Origin of the sequence: Rhizobium sp. NFR07, from assembly GCF_900111905.1 — a bacterium.
In the GTDB taxonomy this organism is placed as follows: Bacteria; Pseudomonadota; Alphaproteobacteria; order Rhizobiales; family Rhizobiaceae; genus Neorhizobium.
Window position 1 is genome coordinate 70943 of record NZ_FOKM01000005.1, and the last position, 20419, is coordinate 91361.

Consider the following 20419-nt stretch of genomic DNA (forward strand, 5'->3'; position numbering starts at 1 on the left):
CTCAGCCCGCTCGGCGCATGCGGCCACCACGGGCAGTACCGCCGGCCGATTTATCGGCAAAGAGCTCGGCGAGCTGCTCGGTCATGGCGCCGGCTAGTTCGTCGGCGTCGACGATCGTCACGGCGTTGCGATAGTAGCGTGTCACGTCGTGGCCGATACCGATCGCCAGCAGTTCCACCGGCGACTTGGTTTCCACCTGCTCGATGACGGCACGCAGATGCCGCTCCAGATAATTGCCCGGATTGACCGACAGCGTGCTGTCATCGACCGGCGCGCCGTCGGAGATCATCATCAGGATCTTGCGCTGTTCCGGCCGGTTGATCAGCCGCTGATGCGCCCACATCAACGCTTCGCCGTCGATGTTTTCCTTGAGCAGGCCTTCGCGCATCATCAGCCCGAGATTGCGGCGCGAACGGCGCCACGGCGCATCGGCCGACTTGTAGACGATGTGGCGCAGGTCATTGAGGCGGCCAGGCGCCGCGGGCTTGCCACTCGCCAGCCACTGCTCGCGCGCCTGCCCGCCCTTCCAGGCCTTGGTGGTGAAGCCGAGGATCTCGACCTTGACGCCGCAGCGCTCCAGCGTACGGGCCAGAATGTCGGCGCAGGAGGCTGCAACCGTAATCGGCCGGCCGCGCATCGAGCCGGAATTGTCGATGACGAGGGTGACGACCGTATCGCGGAACTGCGTGTCGCGCTCCTTCTTGAAGGAGAGCGGCTGCATCGGGTCGATGATCAGGCGCACGAGACGCGCCGGGTCGAGATAACCCTCTTCCAGGTCAAAATCCCAGGAGCGGTTCTGCTGCGCCATCAGGCGGCGCTGCAGGCGGTTCGCAAGGCGACCGACGGCGCCCTGGAGATGCGCCAGCTGCTTGTCGAGGAAGGCGCGAAGGCGATCGAGTTCCGCTTCGTCGCAGAGTTCTTCCGCCGTGATCTCCTCGTCGAACTCCTCGGTGAAGATGTGGTAGTCGACTTTTTCGTTGAAATCGTCGAACGGGCTGTTCGGCCGGCGGGTCTCGCCGGGCGTCTCGGAATGGTCGTCGGCCTCGTCGGACAGATCGTCATCCGACATTTCCGCGCCGTCCATCTCGCCTTCGTCCATCTCCTCGTCGGCAGCATCGCTCTGCTCGGCGGGAGCGGCGTCGGAACCGGCTTCTTCCTCGACTTCCTCGTTCTCGGTCTCGCCGCTGCTCGGCTGGTCCTCGTCGCTCTGGTTCTCGATTTCTTCCGGCTCGCTGTCGTCGTTTGCCAGATCCTCGGCCATCTGCATGGAGGAGAGCATGTGGCGGACGAGCTTGGCAAAGGCCTGCTGGTCCTCGATGACGGATTTCAGGTTGTCGAGATCGGCGGTCGCCTTGTCCTCGATGAACGGGCGCCAGAGATCGAGCACCTTACCGGCGCTGGCGGGCGGCTTCTGGCCGGTCAGCTTTTCGCGCACCAGCATGGCCATCGCCTCACCGATCGGGGCGTCTTCCTGACGTTCGACTCCGGAGAAATTCGCCTTGGCGTATTTCTCTTCCTGCACCGAATTCAGGTTCGAGGCGACACCGGCCATGCGCAGTGAACCGATCGATTCGACGCGCGCCTGCTCGACGGCATCGAAAATCGCCCGGGCGTCCGAGCCCTGCGGCGCGAGCGTCGCATGGACATTGGTGTCGTGGCAGGCGAGCCGCAGCGCCATAGAATCGCCGAGCCCGCGGGTGACCGCAAGCTCGTGCGCCGTCGGACGCTTGGAAATTTCCGGCAGGCGGATGCGCTCGCCGGCGAGTCCCGGCCGCTCATTGGCGAAGGAAACCTCCACCTCATGATTGCCGGCGATCGACCGCACGCAGCCGGTGATCGCCCGCCGCATCGGCTCGGTATCGACCGGACCGGCGGGCTTGCCTTTGGAATTGTCTCCGCGACCTGCCATCGGCTTCGCTTTCTGTAAGTTATGCTCCAAGAACGATGTTGGCGGCGCTTTCTTTCAGCTCGACGCCGAAGGCGCGCTGATACTGCTCTGCCACAAGGGTGCGCTCCAGTTCGTCGCACTTGTTCAAGAAGGTAATGCGGAATGCGAAGGCGACGTCACCGAAGATCTCGGCATTTTCCGCCCAGGTGATGACCGTACGCGGGCTCATGACCGTCGAAAGATCACCGTTGATGAAGGCCGAGCGGGTGAGATCAGCAACGCGCACCATCTTCGAGACCGTCTCGCGGCCTTCGGCGCTGGAGCCAAAGCTCTTCACCTTGGCGGCAACGATATCGACTTCCTTCTCATGCGGAAGGTAGTTCAGCGTCGTCACGATCGACCAGCGGTCCATCTGTGCCTGGTTGATCTGCTGGGTGCCGTGATAGAGGCCGGTCGTATCGCCGAGGCCGACGGTGTTGGCAGTCGCGAAAATGCGGAAGGCGGGGTGAGGACGAATGACGCGGCTCTGGTCGAGCAGCGTCAGGCGACCCGACGATTCTAGCACGCGCTGGATGACGAACATCACGTCCGGGCGACCGGCATCGTATTCGTCGAAGACCAGCGCGACATTGTGCTGGTAGGCCCAGGGCAGGATGCCGTCTTTGAATTCAGTGACCTGCTTGCCGTCCTTCAGGACGATCGCGTCCTTGCCGACGAGGTCGATACGGCTGACATGGCTGTCGAGGTTGACGCGCACGCAGGGCCAGTTGAGGCGGGCAGCAACCTGTTCGATGTGGGTCGACTTGCCTGTGCCGTGGAAGCCGGACACCATGACGCGTCGGTTATGGGCAAAGCCCGCGAGAATGGCGAGCGTCGTGTCGCGGTCGAAAAGATAATCGGGATCGAGATCCGGAACGTAAGGGTCGCCGTTGCTGTAGGCCGGAACCTTGAGATCGCTATCGATGCCGAAAACCTCCCGGACGGAAACCGTCGTGTCGGGAAGGTTGGAAATGTCCAAATCAATCTTGCTCATCATCACTCCAGGGCACGGGCAACCGCCCGGCTGTCATCCTCGCTGCCATAGGTCTCTACGGCTTAGCAGAAACCCGCCTGCTTCAACAACTGATATGCTTGCACCACGGCACGAAAACGTTCCTCCGACCCGCGGTCGCCACCATTCGCATCCGGATGGTGTTTCTTGACCAGTTCCTTGTAGCGGCTCTTGATATCGCTCGACGATGCATTGGCGCCGAGCTCCATCGTCTCGAAGGCCTTCGCCTCCAGTGTCTTCAACTTCCGACCCTGCGTCTCGAAACGGCCACCGCCACCCGCCCGCGCCTGGGAAACGAACCCGAATGGATCCCTGTATCGCTGCTGTGTATAGGCCGAACCTGCCGCGCCGGACCGGGTACTGGAATGCAGGGGCGCATCCTTGGCGGCCTTGTTGACGCCGACCGTCCATGTCGGGCGATGGCCGGTGATCGCCTCCTTCTGGTAGCGCGCGATCTCCCCATCCGACAGGCCGGAGAAATAATTGTAGCCCTTGTTGTATTCCTTCACGTGCTCGAAGCAGAACATGAAAAACTGGTTCTCGGCATTGCGACCGACCGGCGCACGATGCACGCCCGGCTTGTCACAACCGTCCCACTGGCAGGTCGGGGCCTGCGACGGGGCATCTTGCTGCCTTTTCCGGCGCGTCCGGATACGGTCGAAATATTTGGAGTCGAGCTTCATGAGGCACTCATTATGGGGCTGCCGCGAAGGGCGAACAAGAATTGACAAAGCGCTTTGTTGCTGGTTTCTGAGTTCCCCTCTTGCGCCGCACTCCGGAGCCTAAAAATGTCCGTCAGAACCCGTATAGAAGCCACGCTTCGCGACAACCTCGCGCCCGAAAGGCTGGAGGTGATCGACGAAAGCCATCATCATGCCGGGCACCAGCCCAACATCACCGGTGACGGCGAGACCCATATGCGGGTGCGCATCGTGACAGCCAAATTTGCGGGAATGAGCCGGATCGACCGGCACCGGACCGTGAATGCTCTCCTGAAGTCCGAACTGGACGCCGGTCTCCACGCGCTTGCGGTGGAAGCCGCAGCACCCGGTGAGCCGACGCGCTGGTGACGGGGAACCCGCTGTCCATATAGGCGTTCGACCTCCTTGATCCAAGGAGGAGCAGATGGTCAATCTGGCCACGAAAGCGAATATTGCTCGGATCTGGCGCGGCCGCACGACCCGCGACAGGGCGGACGAATACGAGGTCTATAATCGAGAGGTCGGTATCGTGCCTCTGGTCGAAAAGGCGCTCGGCGTGCAGACCTTTCGTGAGGACCGCGAGACCGAAAGCGAATTCATGACGATCTCTTACTGGGAGAGCATGGAGGCGATGACGAGCTTTGCCGGGAGCGACCCGACCGCGATCCACCACCTGCCGCGCGACGAGGAATTTCTGATCGAGCTTCCGAAGAGCATTCAAATTTTCTGGCTCGTCAGCAGCGACGGAACGACGTTCTGATTACGTCGGCAGGCCCTCGTCCTCGGCCGGACGGATGCGCAGGCGGGTGATGCGGTTCTTTTCCCGCTTCATCACGATGAAGCGCTTGCCGTAGAAGGTGAAGGCCTGGCGCTCCTCAGGGATGAGTTTTGATTCGTTGATGACGAGGCCGGCGATGGTCGTGACCTCCTCATCGGGAAGATCCCATCCGAGCGCCCGGTTGAGATCGCGGATCGGCACCGAGCCGTCGACCACGACAGAGCCGTTGGCTTCCTGCCGCACGCCACGTAACTCGACATCGTGCTCGTCGGCAATATCGCCGACGATCTCTTCCATGATGTCTTCCAAGGTGACGATGCCCTGTACCTCGCCATATTCGTCGACGACGACGGCGAAATGCACCCGTCGCTTCAAGAAGGCGGCAAGCTGGTCCTTGAGGCTGGTGCTGTCCGGCACAAACCAGGGCTTTTGCGCGATCTTGACGATATCGACATCGCCCGGACCGACGCCCGGCTCCAGCAGCGCGCGCAAAAGATCCTTGGCATGGACGACGCCGATGATGTTTTCGGTCGAATTGCGCCAGACCGGCATGCGCGTATAGGGGCTTTCCAGCACGGTGCGGACCGAGACTTCGGCCGGATCGTCGGCGTTGATCGCCAGCATCGCCATGCGGTGCTTCATCACGTCGGAGACTTCGAGCTCTTCCAGATCGAAGAGCGCGCTCAGCCGGTCGCGGTCCTTGCCCTCGAAATTGCCTTCGCGATGGATCGCGTCCAGCGCCGCATGAAGCGCGTCATGGTCGCCGAGCTCCAGCGTCTTCTGGTTCAACGGCACGCCCGTCGCACGCATCACACCGCGGATGACCGCGTTGACAGCGCGCGAAAAAGGGCCGCTTGGCGAAGTCATCGGGGCAACTTTTCCTTGAGGAAGCTCAGCACTTCCGATGAGGGAACGTCGTCAGCGACGAAGGACTGGCCGATGCCGTGGGTGAGGATGAAGGTGAGCTTGCCACCCTTGACCTTCTTGTCCTGCATGATCGCATCGAGCAGCACATCCGCACCTGGCATGTCACCCGGAATATCGGAGATGTTGGTCGGCAGGCCGACAGCCTTCAGATGTGCCTCGACCCGGCCCGCGTCGTCCATGCTGGCGAGGTTGAGGCGCGAGGAGAATTGATGCGCCAGCACCATGCCGATCGCCACACCTTCGCCATGCACCAGCCTGCGGCTGTCATATTCGGTGGCCGCTTCCAGCGCATGACCGAACGTGTGGCCGAGATTGAGGAGAGCCCGGCGGCCGGTCTCGCGCTCATCCTCGACGACCACATCCGCCTTGGACTGGCAGCTGACGGCAATCGCCTCGATCCGCTCCGGCCCGCCGGCGAACATGTTCTGCCAGTTCTTTTCCAGCCATTCGAAGAAGTCGGGATTGTCTATCAGCCCGTATTTGGCGACTTCCGCGTAACCTGCACGGAATTCCCGCGGCGAAAGCGTATCGAGTGCCGCGGTATCAGCGAGCACGAGATCCGGCTGATGAAAGACGCCGAGCAGGTTCTTGCCGTGGCGGGTATTGATGCCCGTCTTGCCGCCGACGGAAGAGTCGACCTGCGCGAGAAGCGAGGTCGGGATCTGCACGAAGCGCACGCCGCGACGGACGATGCCGGCCGCAAAGCCCGCGAGATCGCCGATGACGCCGCCGCCGAGCGCGATCACCGCGTCATTGCGCTCGATGCGGGCCGCCAGCACCATGTCGCAGACGGTCGCGAGATGCTCCATGCTCTTGGTCTTCTCACCGGCCGGAAGCGTCAGCGACACGGCCTCGATCCCGTCGGTCTGCAGACCGTCCATCAGGGCCTCGAGATAGAGCGGCGCGACATTCTCATCCGTAACGATCGCGGCCCTGCGTCCCTTCAGCCGGGTGGTGATCTCACCGCCCGCCCGCGCCAGGAGGCCGGGACCGATCAGGATGTCATAGGCCCGTTCGCCGAGCGGAACATGAACCAGTCGTTCGGGGGAGCGGGTCTGCACTGTCATGGGGCTTCACTTTCCTGCGCGAGGTCGGCGAGCGCCTGCAGCACCTCGTTGACCATCACGTCCTTGCGGACATTGCCCGAAATCACAGTCAGGTCGGCCTGCTCGTAGATCGGGTAGCGCTGGATCATCAGGTTTTCCAGCGTCTGTCTTGGATTTTCGGTCTTCAGCAGCGGCCGGTGGTCGCGGCGGTTGACGCGCTCCCACAGGACATCGAGATCGGCCTTGAGCCAGATCGATATGCCACCGAGCCTGATCTGCTCGCGCGTCGCCTCGTTGATGAAAGCACCGCCGCCGGTCGAGACCACGCGTGGCCCCTGCTTGAGCAGCCGCTCGACCACGCGCGTTTCCAACGCCCGGAACTCGGTCTCGCCATATTGGGCGAAGAGTTCGGCAATCGACATGCGGGATACGGATTCGATCTCGGCGTCGGTATCGATGAAGGGAATGCCCAGCGTCTGGGCGACCAGCCGGCCGATGACGGACTTTCCCGCCCCCATCAGGCCGACAAAAATCAGGTTACGGTTGCCGAGCGCTTCACGCGCCTGATCCCGCAAGGCCCGATCCTGCGATGGCTCTCGCCCGACTGTTGCTACTTCACTCATGATGCCGTCCGTTCTTGAAAAACGGTATCACCAAATGTTCATCCAGCGTCAAGCCACGGTTGAGGTGAGAGCGTCAAAGCTGCACATCTTGTCGATCTGTAAACCATTCCGGATATAGTGCGGCGAGCATATACGGAGTTTTCGATGCCGACACTTTTCCGCTTTCTCTTCATACTGGCGCTGATCGCCGGCGTGATCTACGGCGGAATGGTCGCGCTTGTCGTTCTGGTGGAGCCGCGCGAGCGGGAAATTACAGTACGCGTACCCTCCGAGCGGCTGAACCCGCCAGCCCCTTCGACCCAACCGTGAGCAAGGACCGCCTGCGATGAGGGATCTCTCCGGCGCCCATATCGAAGCCTTTCTCGAAATGCTGAGTGCCGAACGCGGCGCGGCGGAAAATACGCTTTTATCCTACCGGCGCGATCTGGACGACCTTCACGAATTTCTGATCTCGGCGAAGACCTCTCCTCTCAACGCCGAAAGCAGTCATCTCTCCGCCTACCTGACGCATCTCGGAAAGCGCGCCTTCGCCCCCTCCTCCCAGGCGCGACGGCTTTCGGCCATGCGCCAATTGTACAAGTTCCTCTACGCGGAAGGACTGCGGACCGACGACCCGACGGCGGTACTGGATGCGCCGAAAAAGGGACGCGCCCTGCCGAAGAACATGAGCGAGGCGGACGTGAGCCGCCTTCTGGAGCGGGCAACACTGGAGGCAAACGAGCCGGGAGACGGACGGTTGTCCCGCCTGCGCATGCTTGCCCTGCTCGAACTTCTCTATGCCACAGGCATGCGCGTCAGCGAGCTCGTATCCCTGCCTCTTAAGGTTCTGGAGCAGGAAGGCCGGTTCCTGATGATCCGCGGCAAGGGCAACAAGGAACGCGTGGTGCCCCTGTCTCGATCGGCTATCACGGCGCTTGCCGCCTATGGCGAGGCCAAGCGCGCCGCAGAGGGCGATGCCGAGGAAAGCCCGTGGCTATTTCCATCCTATGGCAGCGCCGGATATCTGCCGCGCCAGGTCTTCGCCCGCGACCTCAAGGGGCTGGCCGCGCGAGCCGGACTGAAAACTTCGGCGATTTCGCCCCACGTCATGCGCCATGCCTTTGCAAGCCACCTTCTGGCGAACGGCGCGGACCTGCGTGTCGTGCAGGAACTGCTTGGACATTCAGACATTTCGACCACGCAGATTTACACACATGTGTTGGAGGAAAGGCTCCGCCAACTGGTCGAATCGCATCACCCCCTTGCAAAAGAGGGCAAAAACCGGGAATAGAGGCCCACTTGAAAATGGGAACGCGGCGTTCCCGGCGTAAAGACAAACGGGAAACCGGATCTCATGCAGACTTATCTCGATTTCGAAAAGCCCATCTCGGACCTCGAGGGAAAGATTCACGAGCTTAAGAAGCTTGCTGCGGAAGACGAAAGCATCGACACGTCGGACGAAATCACCCGGCTCGAAGTGCGCGTCAAGGAAGCGACGCGGGACATCTATTCCAAGCTCGGCGCCTGGGAGAAGACGCAGGTCGCCCGCCATCCGCAGCGTCCGCACTTCGTCGACTACGCCGCCCATCTGTTCACCGAATTCACGCCGCTCGCTGGCGACCGCAATTTCGGCGAGGACGCCGCCATCCAGGCCGGCCTTGCCCGCTTCAACGGCATGCCGGTGGCCCTGATCGGCCAGGAAAAGGGCAGCGACACCAAGACACGCCTGAAGCACAATTTCGGCAGCCCGCGTCCTGAAGGCTATCGCAAGGCGATCCGCGTCATGGAAATGGCCGACCGCTTTGGCCTTCCGATCATCAGCCTCGTCGACACGGCAGGCGCCTATCCGGGCGTCGGTGCCGAAGAGCGCGGCCAGGCGGAAGCCATCGCCCGTTCGACGGAAATGTGCCTCGGCGTCAAGGTTCCGATGATCTCCATGGTCATCGGCGAAGGCGGCTCCGGCGGCGCGATCGCGATCGCAACCGGCAACCGCGTCTACATGCTCGAACACGCGATCTACTCGGTCATCTCGCCGGAAGGGGCTGCCTCCATCCTGTGGCGCGATTCCACCCGCGCCCGCGAAGCGGCGACCAACATGAAGATCACGGCCGAAGACCTGAAAGGCCTCGGCATCATCGACGAGATCATCCCGGAACCGATCGGCGGCGCCCATCGCGAGCCGGTAACCGTCATGAACGCCGCCGGCAAGGTGATCGCCTCGGCCCTGCAGGACCTCGGCAAGCTGTCCGGCGAGGAAGTTCGCGCCGCACGCCGCCAAAAATTCCTCGATATCGGCCGCAATCTCTAAAGATTGGCGCGCCGCGAGGCGGCTTGCCAATTTCGGCCACATTGCTCATAACAATGCGCGCAGAGGGTTTTACTGGACAGCCAATTTTTAGCGGTTAAGAAGATGTAAAGATTACCGCTTTATTATTGCACACCTCTGCCCCGGTTTGATGCCGTACTAGATATGTGGTCCGTTACGATGCGTCTGAAGCACATCGCCTTCGCTCTTCTGGTCGCAACAGCCCTCACAGGCTGCAACGACACGCTTGATTCCGCCAGCACTGACCTCACCAAGGTCAAGAACAAGGTGGAACAGCCCCTGCCGGCAAAGATCGTCGCCGACATGCAGGCGAAGAACATGCCGCGCACGTCGCCGATCATGATCCGCATCTACAAGGAAGAGGGCAAGCTCGAGATCTGGAAGGCGAAGGCGGACAACCGCTTCGACATGATCAAGAGCTATGACATCTGCGCTTGGTCCGGCAAGCTCGGCCCGAAGATCAAGGAAGGCGACCGCCAGGCGCCCGAAGGCTTCTACAGCCTGACGCCGGCGCACCTGAACCCGAATTCCAAATATTACCTCGCGATCAATACCGGCTTCCCGAACCGTTACGATGCCGCCAACGGCCGCAACGGCACGAACCTGATGATCCACGGCGCCTGCTCGTCGTCGGGCTGCTATTCGATGACCGACGAGCAGATCCTCGAGATCTACGCTTTCGCGCGCGACGCCTTCAAGGGCGGACAGACGGCGGTCCAGCTGCAGGCGCTGCCCTTCCGCATGACGGCCGAGAACATGGCCCGCCATCGCGAGAGCGAGCACTACGACTTCTGGAAGATGATCAAGGTCGGCTACGACAATTTCGAAGTCACCAAGCGTCCGCCGGAAGTGGCCGTCTGCGGCAAGAAATACACGTTCAACCAGCAGGCCAGCGGCCCGGTCAACGCCGCTGCCGCCTGCCCGGAAATGTCGACGCCGCCGGCACTGGTCTCGGCCCTGTCGTCCTACAACAAGACCTATGACGTCGCCTACGAGAAAGCTGTGGGCAAGCTCGGCACCAAGATCTGGTACGAGCCGACCGAAGCTGAGCGCAAGGCCGTGGTAGCGGCAAAGCGCAAGGGCCGCGAACTGGCCTATGCCCCGACCGGTACCTCGCTCGAGGCCGGCAAGCTGATGAGCCAGTCCGAATTCCAGGCGATGATGGAAAAGCGCATGGCAGCGGGCCAGCCGAAGCCGGCAACGACCCAGCTGGCGTCCACCTCCACGGCACCGCGTCCGGCCACCGCAGCAGAGCGCATGAAGCAGGATCGCCTACCGACCGCCAGCACGCCGCAGGCTGCGACCCCAACGGTCGAGACCGCCCAAGGCAAGACCTCGGCCGTCCCCGTACCGGAACAGAACCCGCTTGCCTACGCCGCTCCGGCAGCCCCGGTCAGCGAAGCCAAGAAGCCGTTCTGGAAGTTCTGGGACAAGCAGTGACCCTCGACACTGACGGCGTCTATGATCTGAGAGGGTTGAGATGCCCTCTTCCGGTCCTGAAGACTCGCCGCCGGTTGAAATTGCTGAAGACCGGCGATCGCCTGACGATCGAGACGAGCGATCCGCTCGCCGGCATCGACATTCCGCATTTCTGCAATCAGGAAGGCCATGAGCTGGTCGAGGCGCTGAAGACGCCGGACGGCCATCGCTTCGTCATCCGCAAGGGCCTGCCGGTCGAAATGCCGGTCAGCGGCTGAAGCCCGGCACCGCCAGCGGGTTATCCTCCAGAGCCGCGCGATCGGGACGATCGAGGCGCGGATCCCCGGTGAAGGCGGCGAACAGGTCGGAGACGAACTCTTCCTCCAGCCCCTTGGTGATAAGCACCATCCGCGTCTTCTCGTCCGACCCGACCGGCCAGGCGGCAAGGCGCTGAGGCGGATGAAAGATCGTCTGTACGCCATGCAGAACGAGCGGCCGCCCCGGGTTGTCCGAAAGCTTTACGATCGCCTTCATCCTTAACAGCTTCTCGCCATGCGCCGAGCGCAGCAGGTCGATGAACATGTCGATCGCCATCGGATCGATCGGCCGGTCGTGCACGATGGAGAAAGACCGGATATCCGCCCCGTGACGGTTCACGTCATGATGATGGTGGTGATGGCCGTGGTCGTGCGAATGGTGACCATGATGGTGTTCATGGCCATGCCCGTGATGATGACTATGGGCATCGTGACGATGCTCGCCGTGGCCATGGTCGTGATGCGCATCGGCCGCCATTTCATCGCGCAGCCAGCGGTCCACATCCGCGATCTTGCTCGACGGATCGCAGAGCCCGTTTTCCAGGATAGCCAGACTGCCGGCAGAGGCGTCATCGCCATCCGTCACCGCTGCACGCGGGTTGAGCGCCGTAAGCCGTGCACGAAGCGCAGAGAGCTGCTCGGCGCTGGCAAGCGTCTGCTTCGAAATAACAAGCCGGTCAGCGACGGCGACCTGCTTCACCGCCTCTTCATGGGCATCAAGCGTCGCAAAACCGTTGACGGCATCGACAACGGTGACCACGCCCGCGAGCTCGAAATCCTGCGCGATGATCGGATTGCCCATGACGGACTGCATGACGGGCGCCGGGTCGGCAAGGCCGGTCGTCTCGATGACCACCCGTGTCACCCGCTTCGCGCGCCCAGTCTGGAACGCGTCGATCATGGAAGCGAGCGTATCGACCAGTTCGCCGCGCACCGTGCAGCATAGGCAGCCATTCGACAGCTCGACCAGCGAATCCCCCGATGCCTCGACGAGCAGATTGTCGATACCGACCTCGCCGAACTCGTTGATGATGACGGCGATATCCTTGGCCGCCGGATCCCGCAGCATGCGGTTGAGCAGCGTCGATTTGCCGGCACCGAGGAACCCGGTGATGATGGAGACCGGTATGCGGTCCTGCCCGTAGGCCATGGTCTATTCCAATCAGAACGTCGGGCGCGGCACCGGGATCGGGATATTCGCGTAGGTCTTGTTGCCGATCGCAGTCGGCTCGGGCTCGCTGCCCGGGATCAGACCCGCGAAACTGTATTGCGGCGGACGCGCCATTTCGTGGATATAAGGCGAATGCATGATCGTGCGGCCGGCATCGTCGCGGCCTTCGCTGCGCACCTTGGCGGCCTTGGGATTGCAGATGACCTGGCTGACATCGTTGACATTGGCCGTGTCGCCGTAAGGCGCCAATGACGCCAGCGGCACGCCCTGGCTGCCGGAAGAGGTCAGGCCCTGCTGCAGCAGGTTGGCGGAATCGTCGGCGCGGCCGGCAAGGCTGTCGGCGCCGAGCACGACCGACAGGACGGTGCGGCCGTTGCGCGTGGCCGACGAGACCTGATTGAAGCCCGCGGCACAGATGAACCCCGTCTTCATGCCGTCGGCGCCGTCGAAGCGGCCGATCAGGGTGTTGAAGTTGGGATATTGCTTCTTACCGGTATCGATACCCTCGATGGTGAAATAGCCGGCATATTGCGGGAATTCCCGCTTGATCTGCAGCGCCAGGATGGCGAGGTCGCGCGCCGTCGTATACTGGCCCTTGCCCGGCAGCCCGTGGGGATTGATGAAGTGGCTGGAGGACATGCCGAGGCGCTGGGCTTCGGAATTCATCATCGCGACGAACTGGTCCGCCGATCCGCCGACCGTCTCCGCAACGGCGACCGCCATGTCATTGGCCGACTTGACCAGCATGATCTTCAGCGCATTGTCCATCGTCAGCTGCGAGCCGGGCCGGAAATACATTTTGCTCGCCGGCTGGTCGGTAGCGTTCTTGCTCATGACAACGGTGCTGTCGAGCGACAGGCGGCCGCTTTTCAGCGCCTTGAACGTGACATAGGCCGTCATCAGCTTCGTGAGCGACGCCGGGTACCATTTCAGGAACGCATCCTGATGGGCGATGATGCGCCCGGTATTGACGTCGATGATCATGCGCGGATTGGCGGCAGCGCTCTGCGCCGATGCGATGATACCGATTGCCGCCACGAGGCAGGCGAGCCGGCTGGTGGTGCGCTGGCGGATATTCTGATGCGGCAAGGTGGTTCCTCGTCTCGATGTTAACGAGTGGGGCCATTAGATGGCCTATATGACCAAGCAATGGCAAAGAAGATTGATTACGTCAATCTGTACAGGCAGTATCGCTGAAGGAGGGGAGTCATAACCGCGTGAAGCCACTGATAGGATAGACAATGCCGATATTGAACCGCGCTGCCGAACTTCAGGGCGAAGTGACGGAGTGGCGACGATTTCTCCATCAACATCCCGAAATCCTCTATGACGTCGACAACACCGCGGCCTTCGTGGCGGAAAAGCTACGCGAGTTCGGCGTCGACGAGGTCGCGACCGGAATCGGCCGCACCGGCGTCGTCGGCATCATCCGCGGCAAGGGGGAAGGCTCCCGCACGATCGGCCTGCGCGCCGACATGGACGCCCTGCCGCTGACCGAGGTGACGGGCAAACCTTATGCCTCGACCACACCGGGCGCGATGCACGCCTGCGGTCACGACGGCCATACCTCGATGCTGCTGGGTGCCGCGAAATATCTCTCCGAGACCCGCAATTTCAACGGCGCCGTGGCTCTGATCTTCCAGCCGGCGGAGGAAGGCGGCGCCGGCGCGCTTGCCATGGTGGAAGACGGCATGATGGAAAGCTTCGGCATCGACGAGGTCTATGGCATGCATAATATGCCGGGCATCCCGCTCGGCCAGTTCGCCATTCGCAAGGGCGGCATCATGGCCGCACCCGATCGTTTCACCATCACCGTCAGCGGACGCGGCGGCCATGCGGCCCAGCCGCACAAGACGATCGACCCAATCTTCATCGGCTCGCAGCTGGTCGGCAGCCTGCAGGCGATCGCCGCCCGCAATGCTGATCCGGTCCAGTCGGTGGTCATTTCCGTCACCCGCTTCGATGCGGGCACGACCCACAACATCATCCCCGACAAGGCGACGATCATGGGCACGGTGCGCACGCTGAACGAGGATACCCGTGACCTTGCGGAAAACCGCATCCGCCAGATCGTCGACGGCATTGTCGGCGCCCATGGCGCGGAGGCGACGATCGACTACTATCGTCAGTGCCCCGTCACCTTCAATCACGACCTTGAGACGGATCACGCCATCAGCGTCGCCACAGAGGTCGTCGGCACGAACAATGTCGACGCGAATGTCGACCCGACCATGGCCGGCGAAGATTTCGCCTTCATGCTGAAAAAACGCCCCGGCGCCTTCATCTTCATCGGCAACGGAGAAACCGCTCCGCTGCACAATCCCCGCTACGATTTCGACGACGAAGCGATCGCCTACGGGATCTCCTATTGGGTACGCCTGACGGAAAAACGGCTGACGGAGTGACGTCAGCCAGAGGAAGCCGCAAAAGGACTTGGCTAATCCGGCTGGCTTTTGTATGGGTGGCAGCAAGTGGTCCCATAGCTCAGCAGGATAGAGCGCAGGATTCCTAATCCTGAGGCCGATGGTTCGAATCCATCTGGGATCACCAACGTCTGCAGACTTTCGGGAACACCTGTTCTCCCGCTCTCCAATTAGACAATCTGACACAGACTTGCCCTGCCGGTGGCTGGCAGGCATTTGGGTTCAGCCGTCGCCCATTTTTCAGGGCATTGCAGCAGGTCGACAGCGCGCGCAAAGCAACTTATGCGTCGTCCAGTGGATATGCACTGCCTTTGACTGATAACGACATCAAGCTCCCTGTTCGTACAGTTGACATGCAAAATTGGGGTTCATACAACTCTCGCTCACTATGGAAGCCGAGGATAAAATGACCCCTCCATTTTCTACTAAAGCGTACAAGGACTCCGATCATCGTCGTTTCTGGTGGTGGAGAATCGGCGATGTAGATCACGATCCGCTTGTATATCACCTGATGGATCAACATCAGCGGGATCTCTTCGCAGAGTGGTATCGCGACACCGAGGCAAAGAACTTCATCGGCGAATGCACCCCGCCCCTTGCATCGGTCCTGATGGGCTTCATCTCGGGCAATGCAGTGAAGCGCGTAGTGCAACTTGGCCACTACGCAGGCTATTCGTCCATCAATCTCGGCCTCGTGCTCAAGAAGATCACAGGCGGCAAGCTTGCCACGATAGATATATCGGATCGCATGTCGAAATATACCCAGGAATGGATGGATCGTTTCGAATTCTCGGATCATGTGAAGGTCATCACTGCAGATTCCGCCTCGGCAGAGGCAGCGGATCAGGCTGAAGCCTTCATTGGCGGAGAGCCCGAAATCGTGTTGATCGATTCTTCCCATAAGTATGAGCATACGCTGAAGGAACTTGATCTGTGGATTGGCCGGCTTAAAAAGAACGGCTTCATTTTCCTCCACGACGCATCAAATGCCGCGCGAGAATACGACCCCGAGAAGGGCGCAGTTGCCGGCGCGCTGGAAAAATGGTGTGCCGACAATGAGTATAAGTATTTCGTCTTCAATGGCGGAGACGCGACACCGGGCAGCACTCACGCCCAATTGGTCCACCGTGACGGTCGCGGCTTAGCGGTTATCCAGAAATGTAAGTGATTTCCTATGGCGCGGCGATAAATGGTTGCCGCGCCATTTAAGCAGAACGAGGACTGGCCTTTAACGTGGCGATGATCACCGCAATCGCCTTGTTCGCCCCCTCGCACTGAGGCCCACCTTCAACCACGGCCCGAATGACGCCATCATCGGTTTTGGCTACCGCCACGACACTATCCGGAAGAACTGCCTGCGCAAATTCGTAGGCCCTATCCAAAGAGAGTGTGAAATAGGGCGCCCTCGGCAACCTCGCGCCATTTGGGGAAAACCAGGATGGCGGATCACCGCCGACCTTCCGATAGCCAATTCGCATGGCAATTACCTCATCGATCCACATGAGATGACCTTTGGCTTGCTCTAAATTTTCAATGATCTCAGAGGCTTCCATCGTTTTCTCGTTTATCGGTGAATAAGGTACATTGCTAGCAGCGTCATTTGACGCCCCTCCAACTTATCGCGTCGGCTGGGATCATGATACCGCGAACTGTTGTTACTTCGCCCTTTATCTCAAAGCCGCAAGCAGGCGCGCTTCAAGAATATGATTTCGGCGCCCGTTGGGCACTTAGCCGCGATTGTTCGATGGCCGGCGATTACAATAAGCTTGCCTTGCACCCTAATCCAGCAACTCCCGCAGCCGCACTGCCAGTTCCCTTGCCGTATACGGCTTCTGCAGCCAGCTTCCGGAAAGCGCCAGTTCTCGGCCGGCGATGGCCGGTTCGGCATAGCCCGAGGTAAACAGGACCCTGACATGAGGGCGCTCGGCGCGGACCTGGTTGGCGAGCTCGTCGCCGGTCATTCCGCCCGGCATCACCACATCGGTAAACAGGAGCGCGATGTCGCCATGGCGTTCGAGCTGCGCCAGGGCCTGCACGCCGTTCTCTGCCTCGATCACCGCATAGCCCAGGCTCGTCAGCCGCGACACGGCGACGCGCCTGACACGCGCGTCGTCCTCGACGACGAGGATCGTCTCGTTGCCGCCGGGCGGCGGGCTCGGCGTCTGGCTGTCGCCGGTCTCGCGCGCATCGCTGTCGACGGCCCGCTGCGCTGCCGGCAGGAACATTCTGACCGAGGTGCCCTGCCCAGGCTCGCTATAGATCTGGATATTACCGCCGGACTGCCTGGCAAAGCCATAAACCATGCTCAAGCCCAGCCCCGTGCCCGCGCCCAGGCCCTTGGTGGTAAAGAAGGGCTCGAACGCCTTTTCCTTCACCTCCGGCGTCATGCCGCTGCCCGTATCGGTAACGGCGATCAGCACGAAATCCCCCGTGCGGACATTCGGATACATCTGCGCATAGTCGACATCGAGCTTCACGCGGGAAATCTCCAGCGTCAGCCTGCCGCCGCGGGGCATGGCATCGCGGGCGTTGATGACGAGGTTCAGCAGCGCATTCTGCAGCTGCGACCCGTCGACCAGCGCTTCGTTGGACGTGCCGCTGACGACCGTCTTGAACTCGACCGCCTCGCCGAGCGTCCGCCGCATCAGTTCGGAAAAGCCGGAGACGAGCTGCCCGACATCCACAAGCACCGGGTTGAGCGGCTGGCGTCGTCCGAAGGCCAGAAGCTGGCCGGTGAGCTTGGCGCCGTCATCCGCCGCCGACTGCGCCTCCTGCAAGAGAACCCTCAGGTTCGGGTCGGATAGCTTGTACTCCATCATTTCCAGATTGCCGCTGATCACGGTCAGCAGGTTGTTGAAGTCGTGAGCAAGGCCTCCGGTCAGCTGGCCGATCGCTTCCATCTTTTGCGACTGCCGCAGTTCCTCTTCGATCTTGTGGCGACTGGTCAGGTCGCGGATGAAGCCGGTGAAGATACGCCGGCCGTTCGTTCGCGCCTCGCCGACGGAAAGCTCCATCGGAAACGTCGATCCGTCCTTGCGCAGGCCGGTGACCACGCGGCCGTAGCCGATGATGCGGCGCTCGCCGGTCGTCAGGTAACGGGAGATATAGTCGTCATGCGCCGTGCGGTCCGGATTGGGCATCAGGACCTTGACGTTGTGGCCGCAGACCTCTTCTCCGCGGTAGCCGAACAGGCGCTCCGCCGCCGCGCTGAAGGAACTGATGATGCCGGCATCATCGATGACGATCATCGATTCCGGCACGGTATCGAGAATGGAGCGCAGATGCGCCTCCCGTTCCGCCAGATCGTTCTGCACCCGCTTCATTTCGGTCACGTCGTTGTTTGTCTGAATGATGATGGATCCGGCTTCGGCCGAAAGAACAGCGGCGACCCACCTGGTTGCGACGAAGACGGACCGGCCGTCCCGTGTGCGATGCTCGACCTCACCTTCCCAAGCCTTGTGACGCGCAACATGCCCGCGGATCTCGTCGAGCGGCACCGGAAAGCGCGTCTGCAGCAGTTGATGCACGGTCCGCCCGACAGCCTCCTCACTCGACCAGCCATAGAGCGCCTCGCAACCGGCGCTCCAGCGGATGATGACGCCATCAGCGCCGTGGACGATGATATTGGCATCGTCGAGCAGTCTGATAACGGCATCGAGCTGGGCCTGGGTGGTGAGATCGGTAGCGTTATTGTCCTGCATCGGCATCCTGGCTGCTTCTAGTGATGACGCTTCTCCTGAAGCCCCATCCCGTGGCCGTATTCATCGTCGTCTCCCGCCAATTGTGCAAGCGCCATCGGCTTGATGATCTTGATGGAATGACGTCCGACGCAGCCGAGCACGCCCTTGGCCGCGAGCTTGGTAATAGTGCGCGATACGGTTTCGATCGTCAGCCCGAGATAATCCGCCATGTCCTGGCGGGTCATCGGCAGTTGAACCAGAGCCTGTGCAACGCCGGTGGCCGATGCTCGGCGCGCATGCTTGAGGAGGAAGGTGCAGAGACGTTCCTCGGCATTCTTGCAGGACAGCAGAACCATCTGGTCCTGCGCCGCCGCCATCTCGTCACAGACCCGCTCGAAGACCTGCGAGCGGAGTTCGTCCGATTCGGTGACCGCGCCCTCGAAGGCGCGGCGCGTCAGGCGGCGGATCTTCGTCGGCACGATCGCTTCGGCGCCATAGAGATAATTGCCCTTCAACGACACGCCGACGAGATCGCCCTCGTAGACGAAGCCGGTGATGACGCGGCGACCATCGGATATGATCCGGAATATGCGCAGCGCACCTTCAGCCAGTTCGAACACATGCCTGGCATCGTCACCTTCGAAAAACAGCGACTGGCCGGGCTGCAACTGTTCGGCCGGCTGGCGCGCGAAGAGGCCGGCGAGCGTCTCCGGTTCTTCTTCACGCAGAAGGTTTGCCGTATTGAGTTCGCGATTATAGCTGGTGAGAAACATGCTCTGGCCCCCGTCATTCGATGGGGGCAGTTGACCCGCTGCGCGTAACGCGCGAATGCTACGGGCGTAATAGACGGTTCGAATTGGTAACAGTTTGTAACGGCCCGGCCTGCTGAATGTCTTTTGATCCAGCCCATGCGGCGCACATACTCGTCGTTGATGACGATCCCCGTATCCGCCAGATGCTCACCCGCTATTTCGAGGGAGAGGGATATCGGGTCACCACTGCCGGTGATGGCGTCGAGATGAACGTCGCCATGCGGCAGGATGGCTTCGACGCAGTCCTGCTCGATCTCTCCTTGCCGGGAGGGCGCGACGGGCTGGACCTTGCGCGCGATATCCGCGCCAGTTCCGATATCCCGATCATGATGCTGACCGGCCGCGACGATGTCGTCGATCGCATCATCGGCATCGAGATCGGCGCGGACGACTATATCGCCAAGCCCTTTCACCTGCGCGAAGTGCATGCCCGGCTGAAATCCATTCTCCGCCGCCGCCAGCCGGCGAATACAAAGCCGGCACAACAACAGACAGACGAGATCGTCGGCTTCGAGGGCTGGACGCTCAACACCTCGCGCCGCCAGCTTCTCGATCCGGGTGGACGCGAGGTCGAACTGACAACCGGTGAGTTCGATATGCTGGCCGCCTTCCTCAACCATGCCGGCCGGGTGCTCACCCGCGATTTTCTCATGGACCTGACGCGCGGTCGCCAGATGGAAGCCTTCGATCGCACGATCGATGCGCAGATCGTCAGGCTCAGACGCAAGATCGAGGCGGATCCGCAGCATCCGCAGCTCATCAAGGCGGTGCGCGGCGTCGGCTACATCTTCACCGGCCGGATAGGCTGATCCGGATCGTCATCACCCTCGGTCGTCAAAATCAAACCGTGGTCCCAAGGACCGTGTTCCAGATAGTCGATCAGCGTCGCCCAGCTGGACGGGACGGCGGTCCAGACATGCAGCAGGCTGCATCCTTGAGCGACCGCATAAGCCTTCGCAGCATCAAGAAGACCGCGCTCGATCTCCCGGCTGTCGAGAAGACCGACGGCGACAAGCAGCGGAACCTCCAGTTGGCGGCGGCGATCCCCCTCGCCCCTCACCGCGACATGGCAGATGCCACGGACATACCCCTCCCCGTCCTTGGCAACGAACCAGGCCTTGCGCAGATCCATCGAAGCCGTCAGCGCAGTCCAGTGGCCAAGCTCGAGGCCCGGGATTGCCCGCTCGACCAGCGCATAGGCACGGGACGTGTCACGGGAATTCATCCTGGAGATCTTGAACGCCATGCACCGGTCCACGTCGTATACCGTTGCCATCG

General features: G+C 61.5%; 21 protein-coding genes, 1 tRNA gene and 1 pseudogene. 11 read left to right on the forward strand and 12 right to left on the reverse strand.

Annotated features, from left to right (window positions below):
- Position 1 precedes the first annotated feature (1 nt).
- From cobT to BM216_RS12335, 3 genes are all read right to left on the reverse strand, one after another.
- Entirely contained in the window at positions 2-1909 is a 1908-nt protein-coding gene (gene cobT / locus BM216_RS12325) for a cobaltochelatase subunit CobT (protein WP_092999481.1), read from the reverse strand.
- Between the two features lie 19 nt (positions 1910-1928).
- Positions 1929-2921 carry a cobaltochelatase subunit CobS gene (gene cobS / locus BM216_RS12330; protein ID WP_092999747.1) on the reverse strand — a complete coding sequence of 331 codons (993 nt, stop codon included), beginning with the start codon at positions 2919-2921 and terminating at the stop codon, positions 1929-1931.
- A gap of 62 nt (positions 2922-2983) precedes the next feature.
- The gene (locus BM216_RS12335) at positions 2984-3622 is read right to left on the reverse strand and encodes a J domain-containing protein (protein WP_092999482.1); all 639 of its coding nucleotides are present in this window, start codon (positions 3620-3622) and stop codon (positions 2984-2986) included.
- A 105-nt stretch (positions 3623-3727) separates the two neighbouring features.
- Here BM216_RS12335 and BM216_RS12340 point away from each other — a divergent pair, with 105 nt between their 5' ends.
- Entirely contained in the window at positions 3728-4009 is a 282-nt protein-coding gene (locus BM216_RS12340) for a BolA family protein (RefSeq protein WP_092999483.1), read from the forward strand.
- Positions 4010-4064: 55 nt separating this feature from the next.
- Entirely contained in the window at positions 4065-4400 is a 336-nt protein-coding gene (locus BM216_RS12345; protein ID WP_092999484.1) for an antibiotic biosynthesis monooxygenase family protein, read from the forward strand.
- Here the strand turns inward: BM216_RS12345 and BM216_RS12350 are convergent.
- From BM216_RS12350 to BM216_RS12360, 3 genes and pseudogenes are all read right to left on the reverse strand, one after another.
- Positions 4401-5270, reverse strand: a pseudogene (locus BM216_RS12350) (transporter associated domain-containing protein); the annotation flags it as partial. It abuts the gene before it with no gap.
- Positions 5271-5281: 11 nt separating this feature from the next.
- On the reverse strand, positions 5282-6412 hold the full coding sequence (gene aroB, locus BM216_RS12355; protein WP_092999486.1) for a 3-dehydroquinate synthase: 1131 nt from the start codon (positions 6410-6412) through the stop codon (positions 5282-5284).
- Complete coding sequence (locus BM216_RS12360) at positions 6409-7014, reverse strand: shikimate kinase (protein WP_092999487.1); 606 nt, start codon at positions 7012-7014, stop codon at positions 6409-6411. The genes aroB and BM216_RS12360 overlap by 4 nt, the downstream gene beginning before the upstream one ends.
- A gap of 144 nt (positions 7015-7158) precedes the next feature.
- On the opposite strand from BM216_RS12360, the gene BM216_RS12365 reads away from it, so the two are divergent.
- The 5 genes from BM216_RS12365 (at position 7159) to BM216_RS12385 (ending at position 11016) form a co-directional block, all read left to right on the forward strand.
- Positions 7159-7323: a hypothetical protein gene (locus BM216_RS12365; protein WP_092999488.1), complete on the forward strand. Its 165-nt coding sequence runs from the start codon at positions 7159-7161 to the stop codon at positions 7321-7323.
- A gap of 16 nt (positions 7324-7339) precedes the next feature.
- Entirely contained in the window at positions 7340-8284 is a 945-nt protein-coding gene (gene xerD, locus BM216_RS12370) for a site-specific tyrosine recombinase XerD (RefSeq protein WP_092999489.1), read from the forward strand.
- Positions 8285-8347: 63 nt separating this feature from the next.
- On the forward strand, positions 8348-9301 hold the full coding sequence (locus tag BM216_RS12375) for an acetyl-CoA carboxylase carboxyltransferase subunit alpha (protein ID WP_092999490.1): 954 nt from the start codon (positions 8348-8350) through the stop codon (positions 9299-9301).
- Between the two features lie 177 nt (positions 9302-9478).
- Positions 9479-10759, forward strand: coding sequence for a L,D-transpeptidase family protein (locus BM216_RS12380; RefSeq protein WP_092999748.1), 1281 nt, complete (start codon positions 9479-9481; stop codon positions 10757-10759).
- On the forward strand, positions 10756-11016 hold the full coding sequence (locus BM216_RS12385; RefSeq protein WP_092999491.1) for a sulfurtransferase TusA family protein: 261 nt from the start codon (positions 10756-10758) through the stop codon (positions 11014-11016). Before BM216_RS12380 ends, BM216_RS12385 begins: the two co-directional genes overlap by 4 nt.
- Here BM216_RS12385 and BM216_RS12390 read toward each other — a convergent pair.
- Together BM216_RS12390 and BM216_RS12395 are read right to left on the reverse strand one after the other, a co-directional pair.
- Positions 11006-12205 (reverse strand): CobW family GTP-binding protein, encoded by a 1200-nt coding sequence (locus BM216_RS12390; protein ID WP_092999492.1) that lies wholly within the window; start codon positions 12203-12205, stop codon positions 11006-11008. The two genes, BM216_RS12385 and BM216_RS12390, sit on opposite strands and share 11 nt — an antisense overlap.
- A gap of 12 nt (positions 12206-12217) precedes the next feature.
- Positions 12218-13264, reverse strand: coding sequence for a D-alanyl-D-alanine carboxypeptidase family protein (locus tag BM216_RS12395; RefSeq protein ID WP_280141680.1), 1047 nt, complete (start codon positions 13262-13264; stop codon positions 12218-12220).
- Between the two features lie 203 nt (positions 13265-13467).
- Here BM216_RS12395 and BM216_RS12400 point away from each other — a divergent pair, with 203 nt between their 5' ends.
- From BM216_RS12400 to BM216_RS12410, 3 genes are all read left to right on the forward strand, one after another.
- Positions 13468-14631 (forward strand): M20 aminoacylase family protein, encoded by a 1164-nt coding sequence (locus BM216_RS12400; protein WP_092999493.1) that lies wholly within the window; start codon positions 13468-13470, stop codon positions 14629-14631.
- Between the two features lie 68 nt (positions 14632-14699).
- Positions 14700-14776, forward strand: a tRNA-Arg gene (locus BM216_RS12405).
- Between the two features lie 279 nt (positions 14777-15055).
- Complete coding sequence (locus BM216_RS12410; protein ID WP_177230771.1) at positions 15056-15817, forward strand: class I SAM-dependent methyltransferase; 762 nt, start codon at positions 15056-15058, stop codon at positions 15815-15817.
- 37 nt (positions 15818-15854) lie between these two features.
- Here BM216_RS12410 and BM216_RS12415 read toward each other — a convergent pair whose 3' ends face one another.
- The 3 genes from BM216_RS12415 to BM216_RS12425 all read right to left on the reverse strand — a co-directional run bounded on the left by BM216_RS12415 (position 15855) and on the right by BM216_RS12425 (position 19102).
- Positions 15855-16202, reverse strand: a complete 348-nt coding sequence (locus tag BM216_RS12415) for a hypothetical protein (RefSeq protein ID WP_092999495.1) — start codon at positions 16200-16202, stop codon at positions 15855-15857.
- A 225-nt stretch (positions 16203-16427) separates the two neighbouring features.
- The gene (locus tag BM216_RS12420) at positions 16428-18350 is read right to left on the reverse strand and encodes a hybrid sensor histidine kinase/response regulator (protein WP_092999750.1); all 1923 of its coding nucleotides are present in this window, start codon (positions 18348-18350) and stop codon (positions 16428-16430) included.
- 17 nt (positions 18351-18367) lie between these two features.
- Positions 18368-19102, reverse strand: coding sequence for a helix-turn-helix domain-containing protein (locus BM216_RS12425; protein ID WP_092999496.1), 735 nt, complete (start codon positions 19100-19102; stop codon positions 18368-18370).
- A gap of 116 nt (positions 19103-19218) precedes the next feature.
- Between BM216_RS12425 and BM216_RS12430 the strand changes: the two genes are divergently transcribed.
- Entirely contained in the window at positions 19219-19950 is a 732-nt protein-coding gene (locus BM216_RS12430; protein ID WP_092999497.1) for a response regulator, read from the forward strand.
- Here the strand turns inward: BM216_RS12430 and BM216_RS12435 are convergent.
- Positions 19923-20387 (reverse strand): hypothetical protein, encoded by a 465-nt coding sequence (locus BM216_RS12435; protein WP_092999498.1) that lies wholly within the window; start codon positions 20385-20387, stop codon positions 19923-19925. The genes BM216_RS12430 and BM216_RS12435 overlap by 28 nt on opposite strands.
- Positions 20388-20419: the final 32 nt, after the last annotated feature.